The organism is Sphingomonas floccifaciens, from assembly GCF_042681125.1.
GTDB classification, from domain to species: domain Bacteria; phylum Pseudomonadota; class Alphaproteobacteria; order Sphingomonadales; family Sphingomonadaceae; genus Sphingomonas; species Sphingomonas floccifaciens.
This window is the reverse complement of record NZ_JBHUFC010000017.1, coordinates 1-22,149: the sequence shown is the minus strand read 5'-3', so window position 1 is coordinate 22,149 and position 22,149 is coordinate 1. Positions and strand designations below refer to the sequence as shown.

The following is a 22,149-nucleotide window of genomic DNA, read 5'->3' as shown; positions in this document are numbered from 1 at the left end:
ATTGAATGATCGTTCTGTAAGGGAGAAGACCACCCGTTTCAAGATATTATTTATCGATCGTTCCATATCATGCACCAGAGATGACAGAGACGAAAGCCCGTCGCCGCGCAGGTCGCCCTCGTGTGTTCGACACTGACGCTGCGCTCGACAAGGCGGTGCGGCTGTTCTGGCAGCGCGGCTACGAAGCGACATCGATGGCCGATCTGGTGGCGGAGACTGGCGTCGCCGCTGCCAGTCTCTATGCAGCGTTTGACAACAAGGCGGGGCTGTTTGCGGCGGTGATCGAGCGCTACGCCGCGACGTTCAGCGTCCACCTCTATGCACCCATCAACGATCCGGCATTGTCCACCTACGAGGCCGTCAAAGGCCTGCTGGAACGAGCGGCGTCATCATTCTCGGAACCTGAAACGCCGGCCGGCTGCTTCATGTATTCGGCAGCGGCAGCCGTTTCGCCGGCGTCCGCCGCCATCGAATGCCTGCTGCGCGACAAGCGCATCGCGGCGGAGGCCCTCCTGATCGAGCGTCTGCAACGCGGCGCCGCGCAGGGCGAGCTTGCGGCCAACTCCGATCCGGCCGTGCTGGGCAAATTCATCAATACGGTCATGGAAGGCATGTCCGTTCAGGCGCGCGACGGCGCTACGATCAACGAACTGCTCTCCATCGCCAAAATGGCACTCGATCGATGGCCGGCCGCGATATGATCGCTACATGGTGGTCATCTGCCAATCCGCCTCCCGCGACCGAACAGTCGAACTCATCTCATAGGACAAAAGCACATGAAACACGTGACATTGCCCGGCGGGGAAGTGGTTCCTTCGATGGGTCAAGGCACCTGGAAGATGGGCGAACGTGCCGAACGGCGATCCGATGAGATCGCCGCGCTGCGCACCGGTGTCGAGCTGGGCATGACGCTCATCGATACCGCTGAAATGTATGGCGATGGTGCGGCGGAAACGCTGATCTGCGAAGCGCTCGGCGATCGTCGCGACCAGTTGTTCCTCGTCAGCAAGGCGTATCCACAGAACGCATCGCGCTTCCGCCTTGCCGGTGCGTGCGAGGCGAGCCTGAAGCGGCTCGGCACCGATCGGCTCGACCTCTACCTGCTCCACTGGCGTGGATCGGTGCCGCTCGCTGAGACGATAGAGGCAATGGAGGCGCTGAAATCGGCAGGAAAGATTCGGCATTGGGGTGTCAGCAACCTCGATACCGACGATATGGGCGAACTTGTCGCTGCCGGCGGGGATGGCTGCGTGACCGATCAGATCCTATACAATCTCGTCCGTCGAGGCCCTGAGTTGGACTTGTTGCCGTGGCTCGCACAGCACAACGTGCCAGTGATGGCGTATAGTCCCGTCGAGCAGGGACGCCTCTCAAGCCATCCCGCCCTCGACAAAGTAGCGGCCCAGGTTGGCGGAACCCCTGCGCAGGTCGCACTTGCCTGGACGTTGCGCCACGATAGCCTTATCGCCATCCCGAAAGCGAGTTCGATTGCACATGTGCGGGAGAACCGCGCTGCCGCAGATATCGTCCTCTCCGACGCCGACCTTGCGACACTCGATGCGGCATTTCCCCGGCCAGCGGGCCGTCGCCCACTCGAAATGCTGTAGCGTCAGATGGCGACATCGTCTTTCAAAGCAACCGAACGGAAATCGGACCGCCTCGAGGCATTCATGGACGCGGTGCTGGCAATTGCCATCACCCTCCCGGTGACCGAACTACACGCACCAGAGCCGACTGACGGCGACCTGGCAGCGGCATACCTAAAGCTGGCACCGGAATATGCCGCCTACGCCCTTAGCGTGATCCTGATCGGTCTTTACTGGGCTTCCAGCCACTTCACCGGCAAGCTTCTGCAAAAAACCGATCATGGCTACAATCTGCTCAGCATCGGCTTTCTTGCCGCTGTCAGCATCACGCCATTTCCTGCGCGGCCGCTCATCGAGCATCTCGGCGGTGACGCGGAAAGCAAGACCGCCGTTTTGGCCTATCTGGGCGTGGCAGCGGCGCCGGCGACGTGGTGGTTCGTGCGTTGGGTCTATGCAACCGCGAGGGGGCTTCCAGACCAGCGCCTGACAGACGCCTACCTCAGGCGAACAACCCTCAAATTCGCCGTCACCGCCGGAGCCTATTGGGCAGCCTTTGCCCTGGCAATCTGGAATTGGCGTGCTGGACTGATCGTCGCGGGGATCGTTACGTTGAGCTATATCGTTCCGCCAGCAAAGCCCAGCTACAAGCCAGGCCAAGAACCGGAGAATGGTTGAGACCGGCTATAGACCCGGCGAGGCGGATGCTCACATCGGCTAATCAATCCAGGATCTTATCGATCGTGATCGGCAGGGACCGCACCCGCTTACCGGTCGCGTGATAGATCGCGTTAGCAATCGCAGCGGCGGTGCCGACGATGCCGATCTCGCCTAGGCCTTTCACCCCAAGCGGAGTGCTGCGGACGTCGCAGCGCTGGTCGACCGCCTCGACCGGTACCTGCGCTCGCTCGAGCACGAGCTATACAAGCCGATGTTCGAGGCAGGGATCGAGGCGTGATTGGTGGTCAGTTGCCCCGGGTGGTGGAGTAGCCGTAGGGGCTGACCACGACGGGGACATGGTAGTGCGCGGCAGGATCGATGACGCGGAACACGAGCTCGATCTCGGGGAAGAATGGCGCCGCTTTCCGTTCGGGTAGCCCGACATGTCGAACTGCAGTCTGTAGATGCCCGGCGCGAACCGCGACGGCTACCTACCCGACGCCGATCTCTCGGTCGAAATCGAGCAAACCTGTAGTCCTGCATTACGATCTGGCATCTTGCATCACCGCGAGCAGCTATCGAAACCGGCGTTTATCACCTACAGTCCTGCAAGGCAGGGTCGCCGGTCCTGCGAAACTGATGGTGGGGGTGCCGTTGCGACCTGTGTCAGCTGCGATCTGTGTTCCGGTCCGCAACGAGGAGACTGCGTTACCGAAGTTGCTGGAGGCGATCGGGCGACTGGACCTGGGCGACGTCGAGGCTGCCGTGTTCTTCCTCCTTGATGATTGCTCGGATGCGAGCGAGCAGGTAATACTCGAGCATGCTGGTCGCATGGCCCTTCCGTTCACGGTGGCTCAGGGAGACCCGTGCCCTGATGCCAATGCCGGTCGTGCCCGCCGGGCCGCCATCGCCCTCGGCCTGCATCATGCGACGAGCACGCCCCACGGTATTCTCCTGACGACCGACGCCGACAGCCAGCCCCGTGCCGATTGGGTCAGGGCGGCACTGCAGGGCCTGGCCTCGGCCGACCTTGTCGCCGGGCGAATCGTCCGGATCGCAGCGGAGCGGGATCCGGTGCAGGGGAGGGTCGAGCGCTACCTCGATCGGCTTCACGCCTACCGACGATCGGTCGACCCCGTTCCGTGGGACAGTCCGACCGGCTCCCACTGCTCGGGAGGCGCCAACATGGCCTTCCGACCCGGAGCCTATCAGGCACTGGGTGGCTTCCAGCCGGTGCCATGCGGCGAGGACGCCGCCCTGCTCGACGATGCCGGGCGCGCCGGGTTTCGCGTGCGCCGCGATCCCGGCATGGTGGTTGCGACCTCCTCACGGCGGCTCGGCCGGGCGCCGGGCGGCATGGCGGCTGCGCTCAGTGCCATCGACCATCACGGGGCACCCTCAATGCCGCATCCCCGAGGGGCGGCATGGCAATACCGACAGCAGGCGGAGGCGCGCCGCATCTGGGCCGGGCTCCCCGATTCCTTTGTCGCAGCTCGCTTCGGCGACCGTATCGGATTGACCGGTGACCATGTGATCGGCGTCGCGCGCGACTGCCCCAACGCAGAGGCGTTCGCCATGCGTGTCGTGCCGGCGCTGCCCGATATACCCGACGTCACCCTCGTCGAGGCCGAGCATGCCCTGGCAACGCTCGAGAACCAGCTTTGCGAGCAGGCGGTATGACGACGGCCGGAGCTCTGCGTCATGGGATCGTCGCGGCGGGGTGGGCGACCGATCCCGCCGGCGATCCGACGACGCCCAAGGCATATCTGGACCTGCTCCGCCCTCTTTACGCTGCGGGACGCCGGGATCTCCCCATCGGGCGCCTGCTTGAGGGGCATGTCGATGCGGTGCAGATCGTGTTTCGATACGGCACGTCGTCCCAGGTCGCTGCGTTGCGGGCGCGCATCGCTGCGGGAGCGACGTTGGGTATTTGGAATGCGGGCCTGCCGGGTGAGCCGCTGGTGCTTACCGGCGGACGGCTGACCGGCGGCAAGGGCTATGCATCGGGGGCGGGGATACTGACTCACGCGCTGGTAACCGCGGATAGCGAAAGCGGACCGCAGCTGCTCCTGCTCGACCTCGAGGCCGATCCGCCTGCCATCGATCGGGAGTGGTGGCAGACGATCGGCATGCAGCGCTCGGAGACACATCTGGTACGCTGGTCCGGCTCTGTGATCGGTGAAGACGGCCGTATCGGCGAGCCCGGCAGCTATGCGCGGGAGCCGTTCTTCAGCGGAGGCGCGCTGCGCTTCGCCGCGGTTCATGCCGGCGGCATCGCCGGCCTGCTCGATGCAGTGCGTGACCACCTGACCACCCACGAGCGCGCTTCCGATCCGTTCCAGGCATCGCGCCTCGCCGACCTGTTCCTGCTTGCCCAGGGTGCAGCGGCGAGCATCCGCGACACGGCGGACGCCTGGTTCAGCGGGACGGATGCGGAACGCCTCGCCCGGGTGTCCGCTGCGCGGCTATCGATCGCCGGCTCTGCCGAGCGCGCCCTCACGATCGCGCAGGAGGCGGTGGGGCTGCAGGGATTGTTCCTGTCGCATCCGCTGGCGGCAAAGATCGCCGATCTCATGGTGTACCTGCGCCAGCCTGCGCCCGATGCGCATCGCCTTCGCGTCGGCCAAGCTGTCGCCGAGCACATCCTCGACCCCATCCTGTGAAGATCGCGCTGCGAAACGTGCGTGTCGCGCTGGTGATCGCCCCGCACCCGGATGACGAGGTCATCGGCGCGGCAGGCCTCATTGCGCGGCTTCGCCGCCATGGAGCTCGGGTCCGGGTTGCGGTCGTGACCGATGGTGCCGCATCTCACCGGGGCAGCCGAAAATGGCCGAGGACGCGACTGGTCGCGGCTCGCCAGCGTGAGAGCCTTCATGCGCTACGTCGTCTCGGCATCGTTGCTGGCGACGTCTCGTTCCTCAATTTGCCCGATGGCCAGTTGCCCTCGATCCCGGGGCGCTGTTATCGCGCGCTGCGCCGCCAGGTCGCACGATGCCGGGATCTCGATCTCATCGTCGGACCGGCCTGCGATGACGACCATCCCGATCACCGCGCCGTAGCCGCGGCCGTAGCCGGATGCCCGGGTGGCGCCAGTCGGCTGACCTACCGCGTGTGGCCGCCTCGCCCGGACAGGTCCGGACCGGCATGGCGCATCGCTGTGCCCGGGGGAGTTTCGGTGAAACGGTCCCTGATCCGCGTCTACCGGACGCAGCTCGGCGCCGTTTCCGATGACCCAGCAGGCTTCACGATCGCGAGACACGAGCTTGCGGCCTTTGCTCGTCCGGTCGAGCGCTACCGGCCGGGTTCGAAGTGACGAGCCCGATCGATCTTGCCGGGTTCGCCGCCAAGTTCGCCGGCGACGACGATCCCTGGCGCACCTTCACCGCCCGTGACGAGGCGGTGAAGCGTGCCGCGATCCTGCACGCGATAGGTCACCGACCGGTCGGACGGGTGCTGGAGCTGGCCAGCGGCAACGGATCCAACAGTGCCGCGATCGCGAGGATGGCGTTGCGCCTCGATGCGACCGAGGGCACGAGGGAGGGGGTCGACCTGACGGCACGCGCCGTTGCCGCCTGGCCTCGTGCGTGCGCATCGCTGCTCGTGCTCCCCGGTCGACCGCCACGTCTCGTCTATGACGTGATCGTGATCGCCGAGGTCCTGTATTACCTCTCAGCGCGAGACATGGCCCGGGTTGCGCGTCAGATGGCCGCTCGCCTGCGCCCAGGCGGCATCATCGTGCTCGCGCACCACAGGATTGATTTCTACGATTTCGTCCAGCATGCGGCAGGGATCCACGCACGGTTCCTCGCAGAGACCGGGCGTTGTTGGACGGTTCGCACCGCCCGCCGCACCGGCCGCTGGGTCGTTATCGCGGCTCGCGACAACGGTGTGCCCCGATCCCGTTGAACGCGAGCGAGGCAGCGCGTCCTATGTCCGTGCGATATAAAGCTCGCCGGTAAGTGGAGCGGCAGGACGTCCACCTGCCGCTCCCGCCAGGGTCGTCAGGCCGCCGCGTCGAGATCGACCTTCATCTCCCGAGCCCAGAACCTGAGGTCACGACAGGTCGTGACGAACGCCTTGACGTCCTTGCTCTTGCTTAGGGCTACGAAGCCATCGTCAAGCTCCGGCACCCGAGAAGCGTCGAACAACGTGGCGGCTGCATCGGTGTAGCCGATGAACTTGCAGTGGCCGAACGCGTCCGCCACGAAGTCCTTGGAGGCCGCATCCTTGGCGAGCATCGCAGCCCCCTCCTCGGACGGGAGCACCGCGACGGCATCGAACAGGACCGAAGGTCCGCCGTCGATCTTCTGCTTGGCCGCGACCTTGGTGCCGTCGTCGAGCGTGACCCCGCCGATCTTCGGCGCGACCACCTCCCAGACCGCGCCTTCGGCTTCCAGCGCCCTGGTCAGCGCATTGAACAGCTCGGCGCTCGACCCATCGGTCAGCAGCAGGCCCATCTTTCGCCCGGCGAAATTCGCCGGGCCGTTGGCGACGATCGAGAGCGCCGACGATGTCGGCAGGTCTAGCGTCGGCTTGGCCGCCTTGGCGGCGTCCGGCAGGTCGAGGCCGAGCCCGTCCGCGACGGTAGCGGCGAGATCCTCGTCGATGTTGCGCAGGTGGCTGACCGCCCGGGCCCGGATGTCGACACGATCTACCTTCGACAGCTCGAACACCAGCGCGTCGCCGATGTGCTTCTGCTCGATCGGCTGCTGGCTGAGATAGAACTGCCGTGCCTGGCTGTAATGATCGGCAAAGGTTTCGGACCGAATCCGCTGCTTGGTCCCCTGAACCTCGGCGGGGAAGCTGGTGAAGCCGATCTCCGGGTTCTCGCGCGGACCGCCTTCCGCGCCCCAGCTGTTCGGCTCATAGTTCACGCGCCCCTTCGGATTGCGCATCGCCATGTGGCCGTCCTGCTGGAAGTTCATCACCGGACAGCGCGGGGCATTGATCGGCAGGTGGGTGAAGTTCGGGCTGCCGAGCCGCTTCAGCTGGGTATCGAGATAGGAGAAGTTGCGGCCGTGCAGCAGCGGGTCGTCACTGAAGTCGATGCCCGGCACGATGTTCTGCGTGCAATAAGCGACCTGCTCGGTTTCGGCGAAGAAGTTGTCGACGTTGCGATTGAGCGTGAGCGTACCGACGATGCGGACCGGCACGTCCTCCTCGGGGATGAGTTTGGTCGAGTCGAGATGGTCGAAGGGAAGCTTGTCGGCGGTTTCCTGATCGAACAGCTGGACGCCGAGATCCCATTGCGGGAAGTCACCGCTCTCGATCGCCTCCCAAAGATCGCGGCGATGATAGTCGGGATCGGCGCCGCTGATCTTGACCGCCTCGTTCCACAGCACCGACTGGAGCCCCTGGCGCGGCTTCCAGTGGAACTTGACGAAGGTCGACCTGCCTTCCGCGTTCACCAGGCGGAAGCTGTGGACGCCGAAGCCCTCCATCGTGCGGAAGGAGCGGGGGATCGTGCGATCGGACATGATCCACATGATCATGTGCCAGGCTTCCGGGGTGAGGCTGGCGAAATCCCAGAAATTGTCGTGTGCGGTTTGCGCTTGGGGGAACGCCCGGTCGGGCTCCTGCTTGGCCGCATGGACCAGATCGGGGAACTTGATGGCATCCTGGATGAAGAACACCGGGATGTTGTTGCCGACGATGTCCCAGTTGCCCTGCTTCGTGTACATCTTGACGGCGAAGCCGCGCACGTCGCGCGCCAGATCGCGCGAGCCCTTGTTGCCCGCTACCGTTGAGAAGCGGACGAACACCTCGGTCTGCTGCCCGACCGTGCTCAGCACGTCGGCGCGGGTGTAGTCGGCCAGACTGTCGGTCAGTTCGAACACGCCGTGCGCGCCATAGCCGCGTGCGTGGACGACGCGCTCCGGGATGCGCTCGTGATCGAAATGGAAGATCTTTTCGCGGAGGATGAAGTCTTCGAGCAGCGTGGGGCCCCGCAGACCCGCCTTGAGACTGTTCTGGGCGTCTGCGATCGGGATGCCCTGCTGCGTGGTCATGGTAAGTGCCGCGTCCGAGGTCGTCTGGCGGGTTTCACCGCCATGGCCCTGCTGCTCGGCATAGTTCGTCGGCTGGTCGGCACCCGCCGGCAGCGGCGGTGCCTTCTTGGCCGTCTCGCCCTTGAGTTTCACCGCGCTTTTGATGCTCTTGCGTGCCATGGACGTAATCCTCCGATCATGCCCTTAATGCCACCAGCGCCACGGCGGTGCGAGGCATAAATCTTTGTAGCGACTGGGAACCGACCCGGAGGAGCGAAATCAAGTTATGTCAGTCGAGCATGGTCGCCGGTTCGGACGACAGGCGCGGGCTCGGCAACGTAAGTGTTCATGGCTGCGCAGAACCCGACTGCGGCTTCCTTGGTCCTGGATCACAGCCAGGGAAAGCCGATATGGACCGGTTGAGGATGTCTTAACGCCTTGCCGTTAGCCGAGCATGATGTACTCCCAGGTCGTACAGGTTTTCGACTGCGTCTGGCACGACCACGATCCGTGGTTGGTGCTGCTCGCGGGCCTGGTTTGCCTCTGCGGTATCTATGCGTCCTTTGCCCTGGCCGACCATGCCGTACGCTCAGGGCGGAAGACGCGCAGCCTGTGGGAACCTGTCACCATCGTGTCGGCCGGCTGCACGGCCTGGGCGACCCACTTCATTATCTTGCTGGCTTTCAAGCCGGGCATGCCGTCTGCGTTCAACCCGCTGGCCGTACGGCCGTTTTACGGCCGCTCGTTGATGTAAACGAATCAAATGGACGGGGACCCATGCCGCGGCTCAAGGCGTTGAGCGTCATAGACATGGCCCTGACGACAGGGACATCCACTCAGATGAGGAAACGACATGCGCGCACTATGCTGGCACGGTAAAGGCGATGTCCGCGTCGACACCGTTGCGGATCCCGAGATCAAGCACCCGCGCGATGCGATCATCAAAATAACCGCCTGCGCGATCTGCGGGTCGGACCTTCACCTGCTGGATGGCTACCAGCCCACCATGGAAGCCGGCGATATCCTCGGCCACGAGAACATGGGCGAGGTCGTGGCGCTCGGGTCCGAGGTAACCAACCTCAAGATCGGCGACCGTGTCGTCGTGCCGTTCACGATCAGCTGCGGCGATTGCTGGTTCTGCAAGAAGGGTCTGTTTGCGGCCTGCGATCGGACCAATCCGAACGCCGATATGGCCGCCAAAGCGATGGGCCATTCGCCCGCCGGGCTGTTCGGCTTCAGCCACATGCTGGGCGGCTACTGCGGCGGCCAGGCGGAGTATCTCCGCGTGCCGATGGCGGATGTCGGTCCAATCAAGATTCCCGACAACGTTACCGATGAGCAGGCTCTCTTCCTATCGGATATCTTCCCGACCGGCTACATGGCCGCCGAGAATGCGCAGATCGAGCATGGCGACACCGTCGCGATCTGGGGCTGCGGTCCGGTCGGCCAGTTCGCCATCCGCTCCGCGCTGATGATGGGCGCCGGCCGCGTGATCGCGATCGACGAGGTGCCCGAGCGACTCGCCATGGCGGAGGCCGGTGGCGCTGAGACAATTAACTTCGCCGAAACCGATGTCTATGACGAGCTGCAGGCGCGAACCAAGGGCCGGGGCCCCGACAGCTGCATCGATGCTGTCGGCTGCGAGGCGGCCGCGCACGGGGCGGCGGACGCGGTCATGGACAAGGTGAAGGCAAGCATGATGCTCGCCACTGATCGCGTCCACGTCCTGCGGCAGGCGATCATGAGCTGCCGCAAGGGCGGCACGGTCTCCGTGCCCGGCGTCTACGTCGGGATGGGTGACAAGCTTCCGATCGGTGCAGCGATGAACAAAGGACTAACGATCAAGCTTGGGCAGACCCACGTGCAACGTTACACCAAGCCGCTACTGGATAAGATCGTCGCGGGCGAGATCGATCCCAGCTTTGTGATCACGCATCCGGCCAGTCTTGAGGACGCGCCCGAGATGTACGCGAAGTTCCGTGACAAGCAGGAAGGTGTAATCAAGGTTGTCATGCGGCCGCACGGCTGATTAGCGGAACAACCGGGAACAGGACGCTCATCGATGCCGATCGCCGCCGCCGCTGTGGATTATGTTCAGCGGCGGTGTCGATCAGCTTGCAACCAAGTATGTCGGCAGATCTAGGTGTCAGTCAGGCTGCAACGGATGATTCTTACGGAGAGGCAACGAGCCATAGCCGCAGCGCTTCTTCCTCCATCGGACGGGCAAAATAGTAACCCTGCGCCTCCTCACATTCCAACTCGGCCAGGATCGCCGCGGCTGCGGCGGTCTCGACGCCCTCGGCAACGACCCGGTAGCCGAGATCGTGCGACAGCGTGATCATCGATCGGACAAGCGCCTGTCCACGCTCGTCATCGGCCAGATCTCGAAACGAACGACTGATCGATCGGGCTGGTGCCCACCATCGCGGTCGCGCCGATCGGACATACCGCGACGTTCCTGACCGTGGTGTCCATGGCGGCGCTCGGGCTCGGGGTCGATATCCGCACCGTCGCCAAGGCTGGCGGACGGGTCACGCTGGCGGTGGTGCTGTCGCTCCTCTGCTTGGGCGGAATCAGCCTGATGCTGATTTGCATGTTGAAGCTGTCGTGAGGGGCGGCGCGAAGGGCGTGAAGTTTGGCTTTTCCAGTTTGGCCGCTTACACCTCACCCGATCAACACCTTCTCTCTCGAAGGTGGTGGTGGGACACCCTTGAGGCACTTGCACGCTGCCAAGGTCGTCTGTGAAAAGGGGACGCCGGCGTATTTCGGCAATTGGTACCGCTCCGTCGCCTGTGTTTCGTGGCGGGGCGGTATCCGAACTCATCGGCTGCGTAACAACATACAACCGATCAGCCCGCCGCATCGCTGGTCGGATCCTCGCGTCCGGCATGCGATCGACCGAAGCACCAGATCGCCCCGTATCCGATCATCAACCCGATCAGGACCAACAGCGGGGTGGCGGCTTCAGCGATCGAAGCACCCATCTGGTTGAAGCGAATGAACAGGTGCATGGCGGCCGTAGCCGGCGAGAACCAGGCGATCGCCGCTAGCCAGCCCGGCATCTCATCGAGCGGCCATGCGAAGCCGGCCAGGAAGACGAGCGGCACCGAGGTCGGCATCAGGAGCTTCAACGTATCGTCGCCGCTGCGGAACAGGCTTCCCGCGACGAGGCCGAGAGCGGCTACCGTGGCCGCGAACACAGGAAGGGCGAGCAGCAGGCCGGGCACATTGCCGGTGCGTGGCACGTCCTGCACCCAGAACGCGAACCCGAACACGAACAGGCCGGCAAAGATGCCGATCAGTGTCATCGCTATCCAGGTGCCGAGGGCAGTTGCCCGGTCGCGCTGCCAATCACCACGCCGACGTCGTTCAGCGATCAGCCGCGCCGACGCGAAGGGCAACGTTTGCTGAAGTATGATGTTGGCGATCGCCGGGAACACGTAGTCGCGATAACCACCGGTGGTGTTGAACAGCGGCTGCATGACGATTGTCGCGCCGGACCCACTGCGATGAGCGATGAGGGCCCCAGTCACTTCAACCGCCTGCTCTCTCACGACATCGCCTAGCGCGCGGGCGATCCCTTCAGCACGCACGAAGTACGCCCCGTTGACGATCAAGGCCGCCCCCGCCCCGGGCCGCCCCTTCAGTGCCGCTCCGCCGAGACCTTTCGACAGGTAGAGAATGCCGTAGGCACGCCGTTGGCGCACTTCTTCACGCGCCGCCATGATGTCGGGTGTCAATCGGCGTCCAAAAAGGACCCCCTATCGGCGTGCAAAAGGGACCCCCTTCGTCGAGCAGCGTGACGGGTATGACGGGCGCTTTGTTCGCGCTGGTTGCGGCGTAGGGCGGGCGTAGCCCGACCGGAGGCGCAACCAGCGCGAAGCGTTCTCTGCCGGTGGTCCTGGGCGTCAACTGCGGTGCTTGAAGCGCCAGCTGTCATTGCCCGTTTCGACGATGTCGCAATGGTGGGTAATGCGGTCGAGCAGCGCGGTGGTCATCTTGGGGTCGCCAAAGACGGTCGGCCACTCGCCAAAGGCGAGGTTCGTGGTCACGATGACCGAGGTCTGCTCGTAGAGCTTGCTGACGAGGTGGAAGAGCAGTTGGCCGCCCGAGCGGGCGAACGGCAGGTAGCCAAGCTCGTCGAGCACCACCAGATCGAGCCGGGAGAGCTGGGCTGCCAGCGTGCCGGCCTTGCCAAGACGCGTTTCCTCCTCAAGCCGGTTCACCAGGTCCACCGTGTTGAAGTAGCGCCCCCGGGCGCCGGCCCGTACCACATTGGTGGTGATGGCGGTGGCGAGGTGCGTCTTGCCTGTGCCCGTCCCACCGACAAGCACGACGTTGCGCCGGCCCGGAAGAAACGAGCCGCTGTATAGCGAGCGCACCAGTCCCTCGTTGATGGGGGTGTCATCGAAGACGAAGGCGTCGAGGTCCTTCACCGCGGGCAACCTGGCGGCCGACATCCGGTAACGGACCGACGCTGCATGGCGGTGCGTCGCCTCGGCACGCAGCAGGTCGGTCAGGACCTCCATGGTCGTGCGCTTGCGCTGGAGACCGGTGGTGACCGCCTCGTCGAAGGCGCCAGCCATGCCCTTCAGCCCCAACTCGGTCATGGCCGTCATCATCTCATGCCGCTGCATGGAGACCTCGCAGGCTGTCATAGCGGTTGCAGTCGGCGCGGGGCGGATGGCGCAGCGCCAGGTCCTCGGGGGTGACAATGGTTAGCGGTCGTGGCGGTTCTCGCCTGCGGGCCAGGATGTTGACGATGACGTCGTCGCTGGCGGTGCCGGCCAGCAATGCTTCGCGCACGGCCGCTTCCACCGCCTCGAGCCCGTCATCGAGCACTGTCGCCAGCACCCGCACGAACCGCCGGTCGGCGTCGTCGCCGGCGCCGAGCTTGCGCCGCAGCCGTGACAGCGCAGGCGGCAACTCCCAGCCCTGGAACGGTGCGCCGTTGCGCAGGGCGCCCGGCTTGGTCGCCAACACCGGCAGATAATGCCACGGGTCGTAGATGGTCCGGTCCCGGCCAAAGAACCGGGGATGGTCGGCGACGACTTCACCGTCGCAGCGCACGACGATGCGGTCGGCATAGGCGCGGACCTGAACGGCACGTCGCACCACCCTGGCAGAAACGGAGTAGCGGTTGCGGTCGAAGCTGATGAGGCAAGTGCCGCTTACCGCATGCTCGCTCTCGTGGAAGCCGTCGAAGGGCGCGACAACAGGCTGGAGCACCGCCCGTTCGGCTGCCCATGCCTGGGCGACCGTCAGTTCCTTCCGCTCGGGATGCCGGTGCATGTCGGCCCAGCGCCGACACTCGGCCTCCAGCCAACCGTTCAGCTCCTCGAGGCTGGTAAATCGCAGGCGTGGCTGGAAGAAGCGGCCGCGCGCGGTCTGTACCTGGTTCTCGACCTGACCCTTCTCCCAGCCCGACGCCGGTGAGCAGGCGGTCGGCTCGACCATGTAATGGTTGGCCATGACCAGGAAGCGCCGGTTGAAGACCCGCTCCTTGCCCGTGAACACGCTCGTCACCGCCGTCTTCATGTTGTCGTAGATGCCGCGCGTCGGCACGCCTCCGAAGAAGGCGGCGTGAACACGCTCTACATCACGCCAGGCTCGCCATGGGAGAACGGCTACAACGAGAGCTTCAATGGCTCGCTGCGTGACGAGCTGCTTAACGGAGAGATCTTCTACAGCCTCGCCGAGGCCAGAGTGCTGATCGAGGCGTGGCGGCGCCACTACAACACCATCCGGCCACATAGCAGCCTGGGCTATCGCCCACCCGCACCAGAAGCGGCGACGCCGCCATTGCCGGCCTCCGGTTCCGCTTCGCTCCACCTGCGCCCGGCAATGGCGGCGGAGACGACAATGCACTAACTATCTACCCGGACCACCCGGTGGGGGCTGCTCACGAAGGCTATTGCGACGCACTCTCAAATCACCTATTGCGTTGGTGAGAGAGATTCGCAAAAGGGTCAACGGTGAGAAATCTTGGTATTGGAACTGCACTCGGCTTCGGGCTGCTCACCGTCCCGGCAATGGCTCAAGACCAGTTCCTGCCGGGCCCCGGCAGCACCTCGCAAACGATCATCGTGACCGGCGTCCGCGACGGCTATCAGATCGATGCGACCAGCACCGCCACGCGCACACCGACCGAGCTCAACGATGTCCCCCAAGCGGTATCGATCATCACGGAAACGCAGATCGACGACCAGGCGATGCGCTCTATTGCCGATGTACTACGCTATGTCCCCGGCGCCGTAATCTCTCAAGGTGAGGGACACCGCGATCAGATCATCCTGCGCGGGAACAGCAGCACCGCGGACTTCTTCGTCGATGGCTTGCGTGACGACGTGCAATATTATCGCGGCCTCTACAATGCAGAGAGGATCGAGGTTTTGAAAGGTCCCAACGCGATGATCTTCGGGCGCGGCGGCGGCGGGGGCGTGATCAACCGCGTCACCAAGCGCCCTGTCGCCAACGCCTTCATCAGCGGCAGCGGTTCGGCGGACACATATGGCGCATGGTATGTCGACGCCGACATCAGTCAGCCACTCAGCGAGTCCGTCTCCACCCGGATGAACGCCGTTTACGAGGAGTTCCGAAACAATCGCGACTTCTATGACGGGCGCCGGGTTGCGATCAACCCGACCGTCGCGCTCTCGCTCGGCGGTGCGACTCGGATCGATCTGGGCTTCGAATATAACAGCGACAAGCGAACGATCGACCGAGGCGTCCCCTCGGCCGTCCAGGGCTCGCTCACGAGCCCATCACGTCCGCTTACCGGCGTCCGCGACACCTTCTTCGGTGTGCCGGGGTTCAACGTCAGCGATTTCGAGGCCAAGGTCCTAAATGGCCGCGTTGAGCACCGCTTCAGCGACAATCTGACCCTGACCAGCCGGATCCTGTACGGTGATTATGACAAGCTCTATCGGAACGCCTTTGCGGTAACCCCGGTCACGCCGCGCGGCGGCGTCCGCAGCGTCGGCCTCGAAGCGTATAGCGATCCCACGACGCGCACGAACCTGCTCAACCAGAACGACCTTGTGTGGACCGTCACCACCGGCCCCGTTCGCCACGTGCTGCTCGCCGGCTTCGAAGTTAGCGACCAGCGCACGCGCAACCAGCGGATCAACGGCTTTTTCGGGGGTGGCGATATCGTCAATGGGGGGCGGCGCGTCTTTGTCGGGTTGGCCGACCCGATCACGGTGCCGCCGGTTACGCTGCGCACCGCCGCCAACACCGGCTACCGGTCGGTCCGCACGAACGCCGACGTCACTGCCTTCTACGTGCAGGACCAGATCTCGATCGGCGACCATGTCGATGTCATCGGCGGCGTTCGCCGCGACCGCTTCACGCTCAACGTCGACGACCTGGTTGCCGCACAGAGCTATAGCCGCACGGACACCCTGTGGTCTCCCCGAGTGGGCGTGGTGCTCAAGCCGGTGCAACCTGTCTCGATATACGCCAGCTATAGCCGGTCCTTCCTGCCGCAGTCGGGGGATCAATTCTCATCACTCGATATCACTAGCGCCGCGCTGGAACCGGAAAGGTTCGACAACTACGAGCTTGGCCTCAAGTGGGATATCCTGCCCACGCTGAACCTGACGGCCGCCATCTACCAGCTCGACCGCACCAACACCCGCGCGGCCGACCCCAACGACGCCGCGCGGACGGTGCTGACGGGTGCTCAGCGCAGTAAGGGGTTCGAACTCGGCCTTAGCGGTGCGATCACAGCACAGTGGCAGATCAGCGCGGGCTATGCGCTGCAGGACGCGACAATTCGCAAAACGACGAGTGTCGCCCCGGCCGGGCGCGAGGTTCCGCTGGTTCCCAAACAGCAGGCTTCGCTGTGGACCCGCTACGACCTCACCCCTCGCCTTGGGGCCGGGGTCGGGGTCTATCACCAGTCGAAGAGCTTCACCTCCATCAGCAATACCGCCATCCTACCCGCCTTCACGCGCGTCGATGCCGCAGCATTCTTCAAGCTCACCCCCCAGATCGAGGCGCAAATCAACGTCGAGAATCTGCTTAACAGCGATTATTTCTCGTCCGCCTACAACGACAACAACATCATGCCCGGCGCGCCGACGACGGTGCGCGCGACGGTTAGAATGAGGTTATAACGGCCAACTTGGTCGGTTGCGAGCATATGAACCTTGCAAAAGTCGGTGAGACGCCGCTGGCCGGTTTAGAAACCAGTCTTCGCCGATGGATCACAGGACTGGCGCATGAACTCCAGGGCATCACCGACGCGGCGCACCGCGTCGTTGTCCCCGACGAATATATCGAGACCCTCGTAGGGCTGCGCGCCCCCTTTGATCTCCACCGACGCCTGGGGCGCGTTGGCCGAGTAAAGCGGTCGGATCGCAACCACCTGATCGAGTTTCACGCTGAGGGCGCTTTTGTCGGCGAGCGTGAGCGTAACGAGGCAACCACCTTTCACTCCTACGCTCGTGATCCTGCTGCTCCGCACGAAACCCGGCCAAGGCTTTGCGACGGCTGTGCCGCGGGTCAGCATGTCCTGGATGAATTTCGAAGCACCCGCCACGGTTCGTGGCGCGGCAGGCACCGCTTGCTGAGCCGCCACGGGCGCGGCGCTGCCGAGCGAAAGTGCGCAGATCAATAGGTGAGGACGAAGGAGCATCAGTGAACTGTAGCCGACCCTAGTCTTGCGTGGCGATAGGGAAAGGCGGTGCGGGCGCCCGATGCCGGGCAGGAAACAACGGCACGCCACCCCTGTGATGGCCGTAGCCGTAATCACCTACGTCGAGCTGAAGAAGGCAATTCGCATAGCTCTCCGTTCCAGGCTGGAAGCCATAACTCGCACACGCCGCCCGATGGCGAGCGGCCATTTCTCGCGGACTGACACAGCCAGAAAGCACGAGCGACGTCGAGATGGCGAGAAGCTTGAAAGCGTCACGCACCATTGTCCTGGTCCAAACACGGGCGGAACCCAAAGGGAAGAGCGCCGCCCTAGGCGCAGAATGAACCAGTCCGCAACAAAAGCCAAATGCCATTGTGGCCGGGACTCGCGATGGGAAAGCGGTCGACAACAACGTCACATTAACCTTCTTCCTTCACGGTGGAAGCCGGACCAACCCCGACGCGAGCATAGATGTCGCTTTTCCTCGATCAGACGTTTGCGAGCACCGGGTTAGCTGCGATCCTATTCGGCATCGTCGGCCTCGGCTGCGTGGTGAGCTGGCCGCTCCTACCCTCGCGCCGGGGAGCGCTCATGGTGCAAGGCACCGGCGCGTGCGCCTTCGCGCTGCACTTCGCGCTGATCGGCGCGCCTACCGCTTCGGCCGCATGCGTTCTTTCCCTGATGCAGCTCACCGTCGCGCTGGTGGTTCGTGACCGGGTTGCCAAGCTCGCGCTCGACGGCGCGACGTTGCTCGCGCTGCTATTGCTTACCGTGGCGACCTGGCATGGGCTCCTATCCGGCCTTGCCGCTTGCGGCGGGGCTGCTTCCTTCATGGCACGGACCCAGCGATCAACGACGCGGATGAAGATGGTCTTTCTCGTGGCCGCCCCCTTCTGGCTGGCCCACAATCTTCTCATTGGCGCACCGTTCGCCTTGGCCGTTGATCTTGTATCTGTCGCAGGCAATCTGCTTGGGCTTTTTGCCTTTTGGAAGCGGAAACAGCGTGGAGCGGACGGGCCACGCAGCCTAAGCTGTCCGACGCAGCTTTCCCCACGTCACGCTTTCCGCTCTGGTCACCTATCCCTCGGCAAACTCGCGATTCCAAAGCGCGCGCGCGCGTTACAGGGAGCCCAAGTCTTCACATGACACAGGCGATATACGCGCCCCCACTCCCGCCGGCGCGTTCGATAGCTCAAGTAGGCGGAAAGCGGAGTTGGAGCGAGCCACGCCCGGCGAACCTTGCCGACGCTAAAGCTTTGGTACGCTTGAAGATCGCCCTCGCTCGCGAAGCGGAACATATGATCTTCGATGTCCGAGATCGAGGGGAACTCCTGCGCCGCACAACTGTGGAGCTGAGCGCCGCCGTAGCCGGCGAACGAGGCATCTTCGTCCTGCAACGCATAGGCGACCTCGTCGGCTACATAGATGTGCGGAGCGTGTGCATCGAAGGCGCTGCCGAATTTGCCTCGTTTAATCTGGCTATCCGGACACGGTGGCAGGGACGTGGGCTCGGAACAAGTCTGGTGAAATCCGCCGAGGAATGGGTACGTCGCCGCAGGATACCTTTCCTGATCTTCCACGTTGCTGTTCGCAACGACCGGGCGTTCGCACTCTACCAACGGCTTGGCTATACCGTGTGCGGAGATGTGGTGGCGGCCAACAAAGAATCGGGCGCTACACGTAGCGGCGTGTGCTCGCAAACAGCCTGATTTCCTGCTCACGCTTTCTGCCACTGGCGGGGAGCGTCCTGCTCGAATTATCTGCCAGTGTGCTCGCCATCACCGGCGCTGCTTGCAAACGGGGCGTTGTGCTCACGCTCCGTGCCAATGGGCTCTCCAAACCCGTAGCCGGCAAGCGCTTTTGCGAAGCAGGTTTCCAGAACAGTTCTGACAAGCGGCGGGCCGCAGAAATGCGTTGTCGTCATGGCCCGCCCGCGAGGTCGTCAGAAAGGAAGGTTTTCGCGAACAGGGCCAGCGCATAATAGGCGATGACACCACGCAAGCGGAAAGGGTGCGATGACCAAAACCGAAATGCTGGAGACGATGAAACGCCTCGACGCCCATGCGAATGCCCTGCTGCTGATCGGTGCTTCCGATATCGATCTGCTCGGCGGCATGTTCGACGTGATGCCGGACTTCAAGGCGCTGCTCGATGCCGGATACGGCGAAGAGATCGAGAGAAACGCCGGTCGCTTCCCCGGCCTGCACCGCTACGCCGTCATGCTCTCAAATATCGCCGAAGGGATCGCGGACGGCTCCATCCGGGTGCCACGCTGACGCCACTCCCGCTGGCAGATAATGTGAGCAGGCGACCATGACTGCGAGCAGCGCCGGATGATGGCGAGCACATTGGCAATTAGCGTGAGCAGACTGCTCCGCCCATTGTCAGATAATCCGAGCAGAAAATCGCTCCGTTTGCGAGCACACGCCGCTACGATTGCAAGCGCCTACATGCATCCATAATCGCTCCCGCGACCGGCACGATGCTGCCGCCAAATCGTTGATGGCCTGACGGAAATTCGAGGGAGAACATCGAATGCGTAGCCTGGTTGCTGTGTTCACGGTCGGGATATTCGCGATCGCGACCCCTGCCGGCGCGCAGGACATGCCCGGCGCAGTCGATCTGGGCGCGCAAGCGCGCACCCAGGTTCAGTCAGCGACTGCTCGTGGCTATGCCGAACGGGGCGGGGCGGCGACCGCGCGAGGTCCGAACGGGGTGCCACTGTCCGCTCGCGCGAAAAGCTATTGCGACAGCTATTCCGCACGGTTGCGCCAGTACGGCGCGAAGGATGGGCGAGTGATGAAGCTGGCAGCGGCCTGCCGGCAGGCAGGCTATCGCTATTGATCTCACCGCGCGATCGGCACCTGATCGATCCGCGTGGTCCAGGACGGGCTCTTGAAAGCACGCTTGGTGTCGTAGCTCTTCTGGCCAAAGCCCTCGGAGGCAAGCCGCATCGTGTTGCGGCCGAACCGCCCGTTGAGCCCGTCGATCGCGGCGAGCAGGGCAGGGGATCGCGGATCGGGCACCGCGAACAGGTCGGCCTGGTGCGCGGTCATCGGCTCCAGCCCCTCGAGCATGACGCCGCACTTGGTGTAGACGCCGCCAGTTTCGTACATGACATCCGCCATGCGGCCCGCCATACCGCCGATCACGCGCGGATCATTGGTCGCCGGCGACAGCCGCGCTATGCGCGAGGCGGACGGCGCGTTGGGCTTGAACCGGCTTCCGTGGGCAAAGGCGATCAGGCGGGTGGCAGCGAGATCCTGCGCGCGGATCTTCTCGGCCGCGCGGACCGCGCGGCGCACCATCGCCTCGCGCAGCGCCGCGACCTCGCGCACCGGCTCACCGAAGCAGCGGGTCACCGCGGTCGCCTTGGACGGGGGCGGCTCCGGCTCGAAATCGGTGCATTCGACGCCGTTCAGCTCGCGCACGAGCCGCTCCAGCACCACCGTCCCCACGTCGCGCGCGACCTCCGGGGGGAGGGCGGCAAGATCGGCCGTCGTCCTGACGCCGAGCGGTCGCAGCCGCTCGGTCATCGCTCGCGCGATGCCCCAGACCTCCTCGACCGGCCATTGCGCGAACAGGCGCCGCCGCAGCTCGATGTCGTGCAGGTCGACCACGCCCTTCCAGACCTTCTCCGACGCCTTAGCGAGGGCGTTGGCAACCTTGCTCAGCGTCCGGGTCGGGCCAAGCCCGATGCGGATCGGCAGGCCCGTCGCACGCTTGACGGCCGCGATCACGCGGTGCGCGGCCGCCACGTCGCCCAGGCCGTTCGGGAGCACCGGCAGGCGAAAGAACGATTCGTCGATCGAGTACACCTCGACCGTGCAACTGTGCTCGGCGAGGACCTGATTGAAGCGACGATTCATGTCGGCATACAATTCGTAGGAACTGCTGCGGTATTGGATGCCATGCTCGCGGACGATATCACGAATCTTGAACATCGGCGCACCCATCTTGATGTGCAGCGCCTTGGCCTCCTCGGAGCGCGCGATGGCGCAGCCGTCCCCGTTACTCAGCACGATGAGCGGTTTATCGCGCAGCGACGGGTCGAATACCCTCTCCGACGAGCAATAGAAGTTGGAGACGTCAGCGATCGCCCACATGGCGGTCAGCCCTGCAGGTTGCGCACGGAGGCGCGGACGACGCCCCACACTTCGACACTCTCATCCGCGATCACCGCGTCGTAGCGCATCCGCGCGTTGCGGGCCTCGAGGACCGGCTTGCCGTCGCGCCAGACCAACTGGCGGATCACGAAGCCCCCGTCGACCACGGCGATGACGATGCGGCCGCTAACCGGCGTGGCGTCGCGATCGACCACCACCACGTCGTCATCATAGATTCCAGCGTCGATCATGGACTGTCCGCTGACCCGGAACACGAAGCTGGCGGCGCGGTCGAGGCGCAGCAGCGCCACGAGATCGATCGCGGTTTCCTCCCAGTCCTGGGCAGGCGAGGGGAAGCCAGCGCCGGCCGCGCTCACCACCCTCAGGCGAAACGCTGGCGGCAGATCGGCGATCGGCATCGGTTGGGACAGGGGAATCACGCACGCGGACATGCGCGCATGATATGCTGGATAAGAACATGAAGGGAACGAGATTTTCCTTTTGTTCTCATTTCGCATGACTCATAGAGTCATGGATGCCGATCCGCCCCGAAAACCGCTGGCTGTACCCGATCGACTGGCCGCTGCTGTCGGACCAGATCCGGTTCGTGCGGGCAGGAGGGCGCTGCGAACGCTGCCGGCGACCGCATCTTCGGCACGTCGCGCATCTGGGCGATGGGCGCTGGTGGGATAGCGAAGCGCGATGCTGGCGATCGGGAGAGGGGCGACGGGTGAAGGTCGGCGACCTCTTCGCGCTCGACGTCGTGCGGATCACCTATGTCGTGCTGGCCTGCGCGCATCTGGATCATGATCCTGGCAATAGCGCGCCGCGCAATCTCGCCGCGCTATGCCAGCGATGTCACATGCTCCACGATGCCGAGGAGCATCGCTGGCAACGCTGGTGGAATGCGTTTCGGCTGCGCGCGCTGCAGGATCTTTACGAAGATCCGCGACACGCTCGCGCGCGAGAACGACGGCGCGGCTAACTCGCGACTGACTGGCAAGCCTTAGCTGCGAAAAAGCCACGTCAGTCTCTGCAAGAACGATGCCGGAAATCTGCTAAGCCATTGATTTAACATAAGATATATTATCGTTCTGATAGCGTGTAGGCGCTAAGTAGAAATGACACTGCTCCGCTAGATAGAAGAGGCACACAGTGCCAGCGGGTCGCCG

25 protein-coding genes and 3 pseudogenes are annotated in these 22,149 nt (G+C 64.1%); 18 read left to right on the top strand and 10 right to left on the bottom strand.

Going from position 1 to position 22,149, the window contains the following annotated elements; all coding sequences use genetic code 11:
• Positions 1–122 precede the first annotated feature (122 nt).
• From ACFSC3_RS17235 to ACFSC3_RS17225, 3 genes are all read left to right on the top strand, one after another.
• Positions 123–701 carry a TetR/AcrR family transcriptional regulator gene (locus ACFSC3_RS17235; RefSeq protein ID WP_231729962.1) on the top strand — a complete coding sequence of 193 codons (579 nt, stop codon included), beginning with the start codon at positions 123–125 and terminating at the stop codon, positions 699–701.
• A 75-nt stretch (positions 702–776) separates the two neighbouring features.
• A complete protein-coding gene (locus ACFSC3_RS17230; RefSeq protein ID WP_062127102.1) occupies positions 777–1,607 on the top strand; it encodes an aldo/keto reductase in 831 nt (276 codons plus the stop codon).
• A 6-nt stretch (positions 1,608–1,613) separates the two neighbouring features.
• On the top strand, positions 1,614–2,261 hold the full coding sequence (locus tag ACFSC3_RS17225; protein ID WP_062127104.1) for a TMEM175 family protein: 648 nt from the start codon (positions 1,614–1,616) through the stop codon (positions 2,259–2,261).
• Positions 2,262–2,304: 43 nt separating this feature from the next.
• On the opposite strand, the gene ACFSC3_RS17220 is transcribed toward ACFSC3_RS17225, so the two are convergent.
• Both ACFSC3_RS17220 and ACFSC3_RS17215 read right to left on the bottom strand, forming a co-directional pair.
• Entirely contained in the window at positions 2,305–2,499 is a 195-nt protein-coding gene (locus ACFSC3_RS17220) for a hypothetical protein (RefSeq protein ID WP_007406887.1), read from the bottom strand.
• Between the two features lie 49 nt (positions 2,500–2,548).
• On the bottom strand, positions 2,549–2,635 hold the full coding sequence (locus tag ACFSC3_RS17215) for a hydroxyisourate hydrolase (protein WP_231729964.1): 87 nt from the start codon (positions 2,633–2,635) through the stop codon (positions 2,549–2,551).
• Here ACFSC3_RS17215 and ACFSC3_RS17210 point away from each other — a divergent pair.
• From ACFSC3_RS17210 to ACFSC3_RS17190, 5 genes and pseudogenes are all read left to right on the top strand, one after another.
• Positions 2,622–3,269: pseudogene (locus tag ACFSC3_RS17210) on the top strand (glycosyltransferase family 2 protein); the annotation flags it as partial. The gene ACFSC3_RS17215 and the pseudogene ACFSC3_RS17210 overlap by 14 nt on opposite strands.
• A gap of 159 nt (positions 3,270–3,428) precedes the next feature.
• Positions 3,429–3,923: a hypothetical protein gene (locus ACFSC3_RS17205; RefSeq protein WP_007406867.1), complete on the top strand. Its 495-nt coding sequence runs from the start codon at positions 3,429–3,431 to the stop codon at positions 3,921–3,923.
• Positions 3,920–4,906 carry an acyl-CoA dehydrogenase family protein gene (locus tag ACFSC3_RS17200; RefSeq protein WP_062127107.1) on the top strand — a complete coding sequence of 329 codons (987 nt, stop codon included), beginning with the start codon at positions 3,920–3,922 and terminating at the stop codon, positions 4,904–4,906. Before ACFSC3_RS17205 ends, ACFSC3_RS17200 begins: the two co-directional genes overlap by 4 nt.
• Positions 4,903–5,556, top strand: a complete 654-nt coding sequence (locus ACFSC3_RS17195) for a PIG-L deacetylase family protein (RefSeq protein ID WP_007406874.1) — start codon at positions 4,903–4,905, stop codon at positions 5,554–5,556. Before ACFSC3_RS17200 ends, ACFSC3_RS17195 begins: the two co-directional genes overlap by 4 nt.
• Entirely contained in the window at positions 5,553–6,149 is a 597-nt protein-coding gene (locus ACFSC3_RS17190) for a class I SAM-dependent methyltransferase (protein ID WP_062127110.1), read from the top strand. Before ACFSC3_RS17195 ends, ACFSC3_RS17190 begins: the two co-directional genes overlap by 4 nt.
• 95 nt (positions 6,150–6,244) lie before the next feature.
• On the opposite strand, the gene ACFSC3_RS17185 is transcribed toward ACFSC3_RS17190, so the two are convergent.
• Entirely contained in the window at positions 6,245–8,410 is a 2,166-nt protein-coding gene (locus tag ACFSC3_RS17185) for a catalase (RefSeq protein ID WP_062127113.1), read from the bottom strand.
• A 274-nt stretch (positions 8,411–8,684) separates the two neighbouring features.
• Here ACFSC3_RS17185 and ACFSC3_RS17180 point away from each other — a divergent pair, with 274 nt between their 5' ends.
• Entirely contained in the window at positions 8,685–8,984 is a 300-nt protein-coding gene (locus tag ACFSC3_RS17180; RefSeq protein WP_231902888.1) for a diguanylate cyclase, read from the top strand.
• 99 nt (positions 8,985–9,083) lie between these two features.
• Entirely contained in the window at positions 9,084–10,259 is a 1,176-nt protein-coding gene (locus tag ACFSC3_RS17175) for a zinc-dependent alcohol dehydrogenase (RefSeq protein ID WP_062127116.1), read from the top strand.
• A 142-nt stretch (positions 10,260–10,401) separates the two neighbouring features.
• Here ACFSC3_RS17175 and ACFSC3_RS17170 read toward each other — a convergent pair whose 3' ends face one another.
• Complete coding sequence (locus ACFSC3_RS17170; protein ID WP_206378459.1) at positions 10,402–10,611, bottom strand: EAL domain-containing protein; 210 nt, start codon at positions 10,609–10,611, stop codon at positions 10,402–10,404.
• A 32-nt stretch (positions 10,612–10,643) separates the two neighbouring features.
• Here ACFSC3_RS17170 and ACFSC3_RS17165 point away from each other — a divergent pair, with 32 nt between their 5' ends.
• Complete coding sequence (locus ACFSC3_RS17165; protein ID WP_007406878.1) at positions 10,644–10,841, top strand: hypothetical protein; 198 nt, start codon at positions 10,644–10,646, stop codon at positions 10,839–10,841.
• Between the two features lie 238 nt (positions 10,842–11,079).
• Here the strand turns inward: ACFSC3_RS17165 and ACFSC3_RS17160 are convergent, their stop codons facing one another.
• From ACFSC3_RS17160 to ACFSC3_RS17150, 3 genes and pseudogenes are all read right to left on the bottom strand, one after another.
• A complete protein-coding gene (locus ACFSC3_RS17160; RefSeq protein ID WP_082746193.1) occupies positions 11,080–11,970 on the bottom strand; it encodes an ABC transporter permease in 891 nt (296 codons plus the stop codon).
• A gap of 168 nt (positions 11,971–12,138) precedes the next feature.
• On the bottom strand, positions 12,139–12,867 hold the full coding sequence (gene istB / locus ACFSC3_RS17155; RefSeq protein ID WP_017977237.1) for an IS21-like element helper ATPase IstB: 729 nt from the start codon (positions 12,865–12,867) through the stop codon (positions 12,139–12,141).
• A pseudogene (locus tag ACFSC3_RS17150) lies at positions 12,854–13,810 on the bottom strand (Mu transposase domain-containing protein); the annotation flags it as partial. The gene istB and the pseudogene ACFSC3_RS17150, both read right to left, overlap by 14 nt.
• Between ACFSC3_RS17150 and ACFSC3_RS17145 the strand changes: the two are divergent.
• A pseudogene (locus ACFSC3_RS17145) lies at positions 13,811–14,101 on the top strand (integrase core domain-containing protein); the annotation flags it as partial.
• Positions 14,102–14,205: 104 nt separating this feature from the next.
• Positions 14,206–16,350: a TonB-dependent receptor gene (locus tag ACFSC3_RS17140; RefSeq protein ID WP_037569529.1), complete on the top strand. Its 2,145-nt coding sequence runs from the start codon at positions 14,206–14,208 to the stop codon at positions 16,348–16,350.
• Positions 16,351–16,415: 65 nt separating this feature from the next.
• Here ACFSC3_RS17140 and ACFSC3_RS17135 read toward each other — a convergent pair whose 3' ends face one another.
• Positions 16,416–16,871: a hypothetical protein gene (locus tag ACFSC3_RS17135; RefSeq protein WP_037569531.1), complete on the bottom strand. Its 456-nt coding sequence runs from the start codon at positions 16,869–16,871 to the stop codon at positions 16,416–16,418.
• A gap of 471 nt (positions 16,872–17,342) precedes the next feature.
• On the opposite strand from ACFSC3_RS17135, the gene ACFSC3_RS17130 reads away from it, so the two are divergent.
• The 4 genes from ACFSC3_RS17130 (at position 17,343) to ACFSC3_RS17115 (ending at position 19,715) form a co-directional block, all read left to right on the top strand.
• Positions 17,343–18,017, top strand: coding sequence for a YgjV family protein (locus ACFSC3_RS17130; RefSeq protein ID WP_082731248.1), 675 nt, complete (start codon positions 17,343–17,345; stop codon positions 18,015–18,017).
• A complete protein-coding gene (locus tag ACFSC3_RS17125; protein ID WP_082731249.1) occupies positions 18,014–18,580 on the top strand; it encodes a GNAT family N-acetyltransferase in 567 nt (188 codons plus the stop codon). Before ACFSC3_RS17130 ends, ACFSC3_RS17125 begins: the two co-directional genes overlap by 4 nt.
• Positions 18,581–18,886: 306 nt before the next feature.
• Positions 18,887–19,147, top strand: coding sequence for a hypothetical protein (locus tag ACFSC3_RS17120; protein WP_021320008.1), 261 nt, complete (start codon positions 18,887–18,889; stop codon positions 19,145–19,147).
• Between the two features lie 259 nt (positions 19,148–19,406).
• Positions 19,407–19,715: a hypothetical protein gene (locus tag ACFSC3_RS17115; protein ID WP_010409222.1), complete on the top strand. Its 309-nt coding sequence runs from the start codon at positions 19,407–19,409 to the stop codon at positions 19,713–19,715.
• 2 nt (positions 19,716–19,717) lie between these two features.
• Here the strand turns inward: ACFSC3_RS17115 and ACFSC3_RS17110 are convergent, their stop codons facing one another.
• Together ACFSC3_RS17110 and ACFSC3_RS17105 are read right to left on the bottom strand one after the other, a co-directional pair.
• A complete protein-coding gene (locus ACFSC3_RS17110) occupies positions 19,718–20,977 on the bottom strand; it encodes a Y-family DNA polymerase (protein ID WP_007406368.1) in 1,260 nt (419 codons plus the stop codon).
• A 5-nt stretch (positions 20,978–20,982) separates the two neighbouring features.
• Positions 20,983–21,396, bottom strand: coding sequence for a LexA family protein (locus tag ACFSC3_RS17105; RefSeq protein ID WP_007406310.1), 414 nt, complete (start codon positions 21,394–21,396; stop codon positions 20,983–20,985).
• Positions 21,397–21,512: 116 nt separating this feature from the next.
• Here ACFSC3_RS17105 and ACFSC3_RS17100 point away from each other — a divergent pair, with 116 nt between their 5' ends.
• The gene (locus ACFSC3_RS17100; RefSeq protein ID WP_007406364.1) at positions 21,513–21,962 is read left to right on the top strand and encodes a hypothetical protein; all 450 of its coding nucleotides are present in this window, start codon (positions 21,513–21,515) and stop codon (positions 21,960–21,962) included.
• The last annotated feature ends 187 nt before the right edge of the window (positions 21,963–22,149 follow it).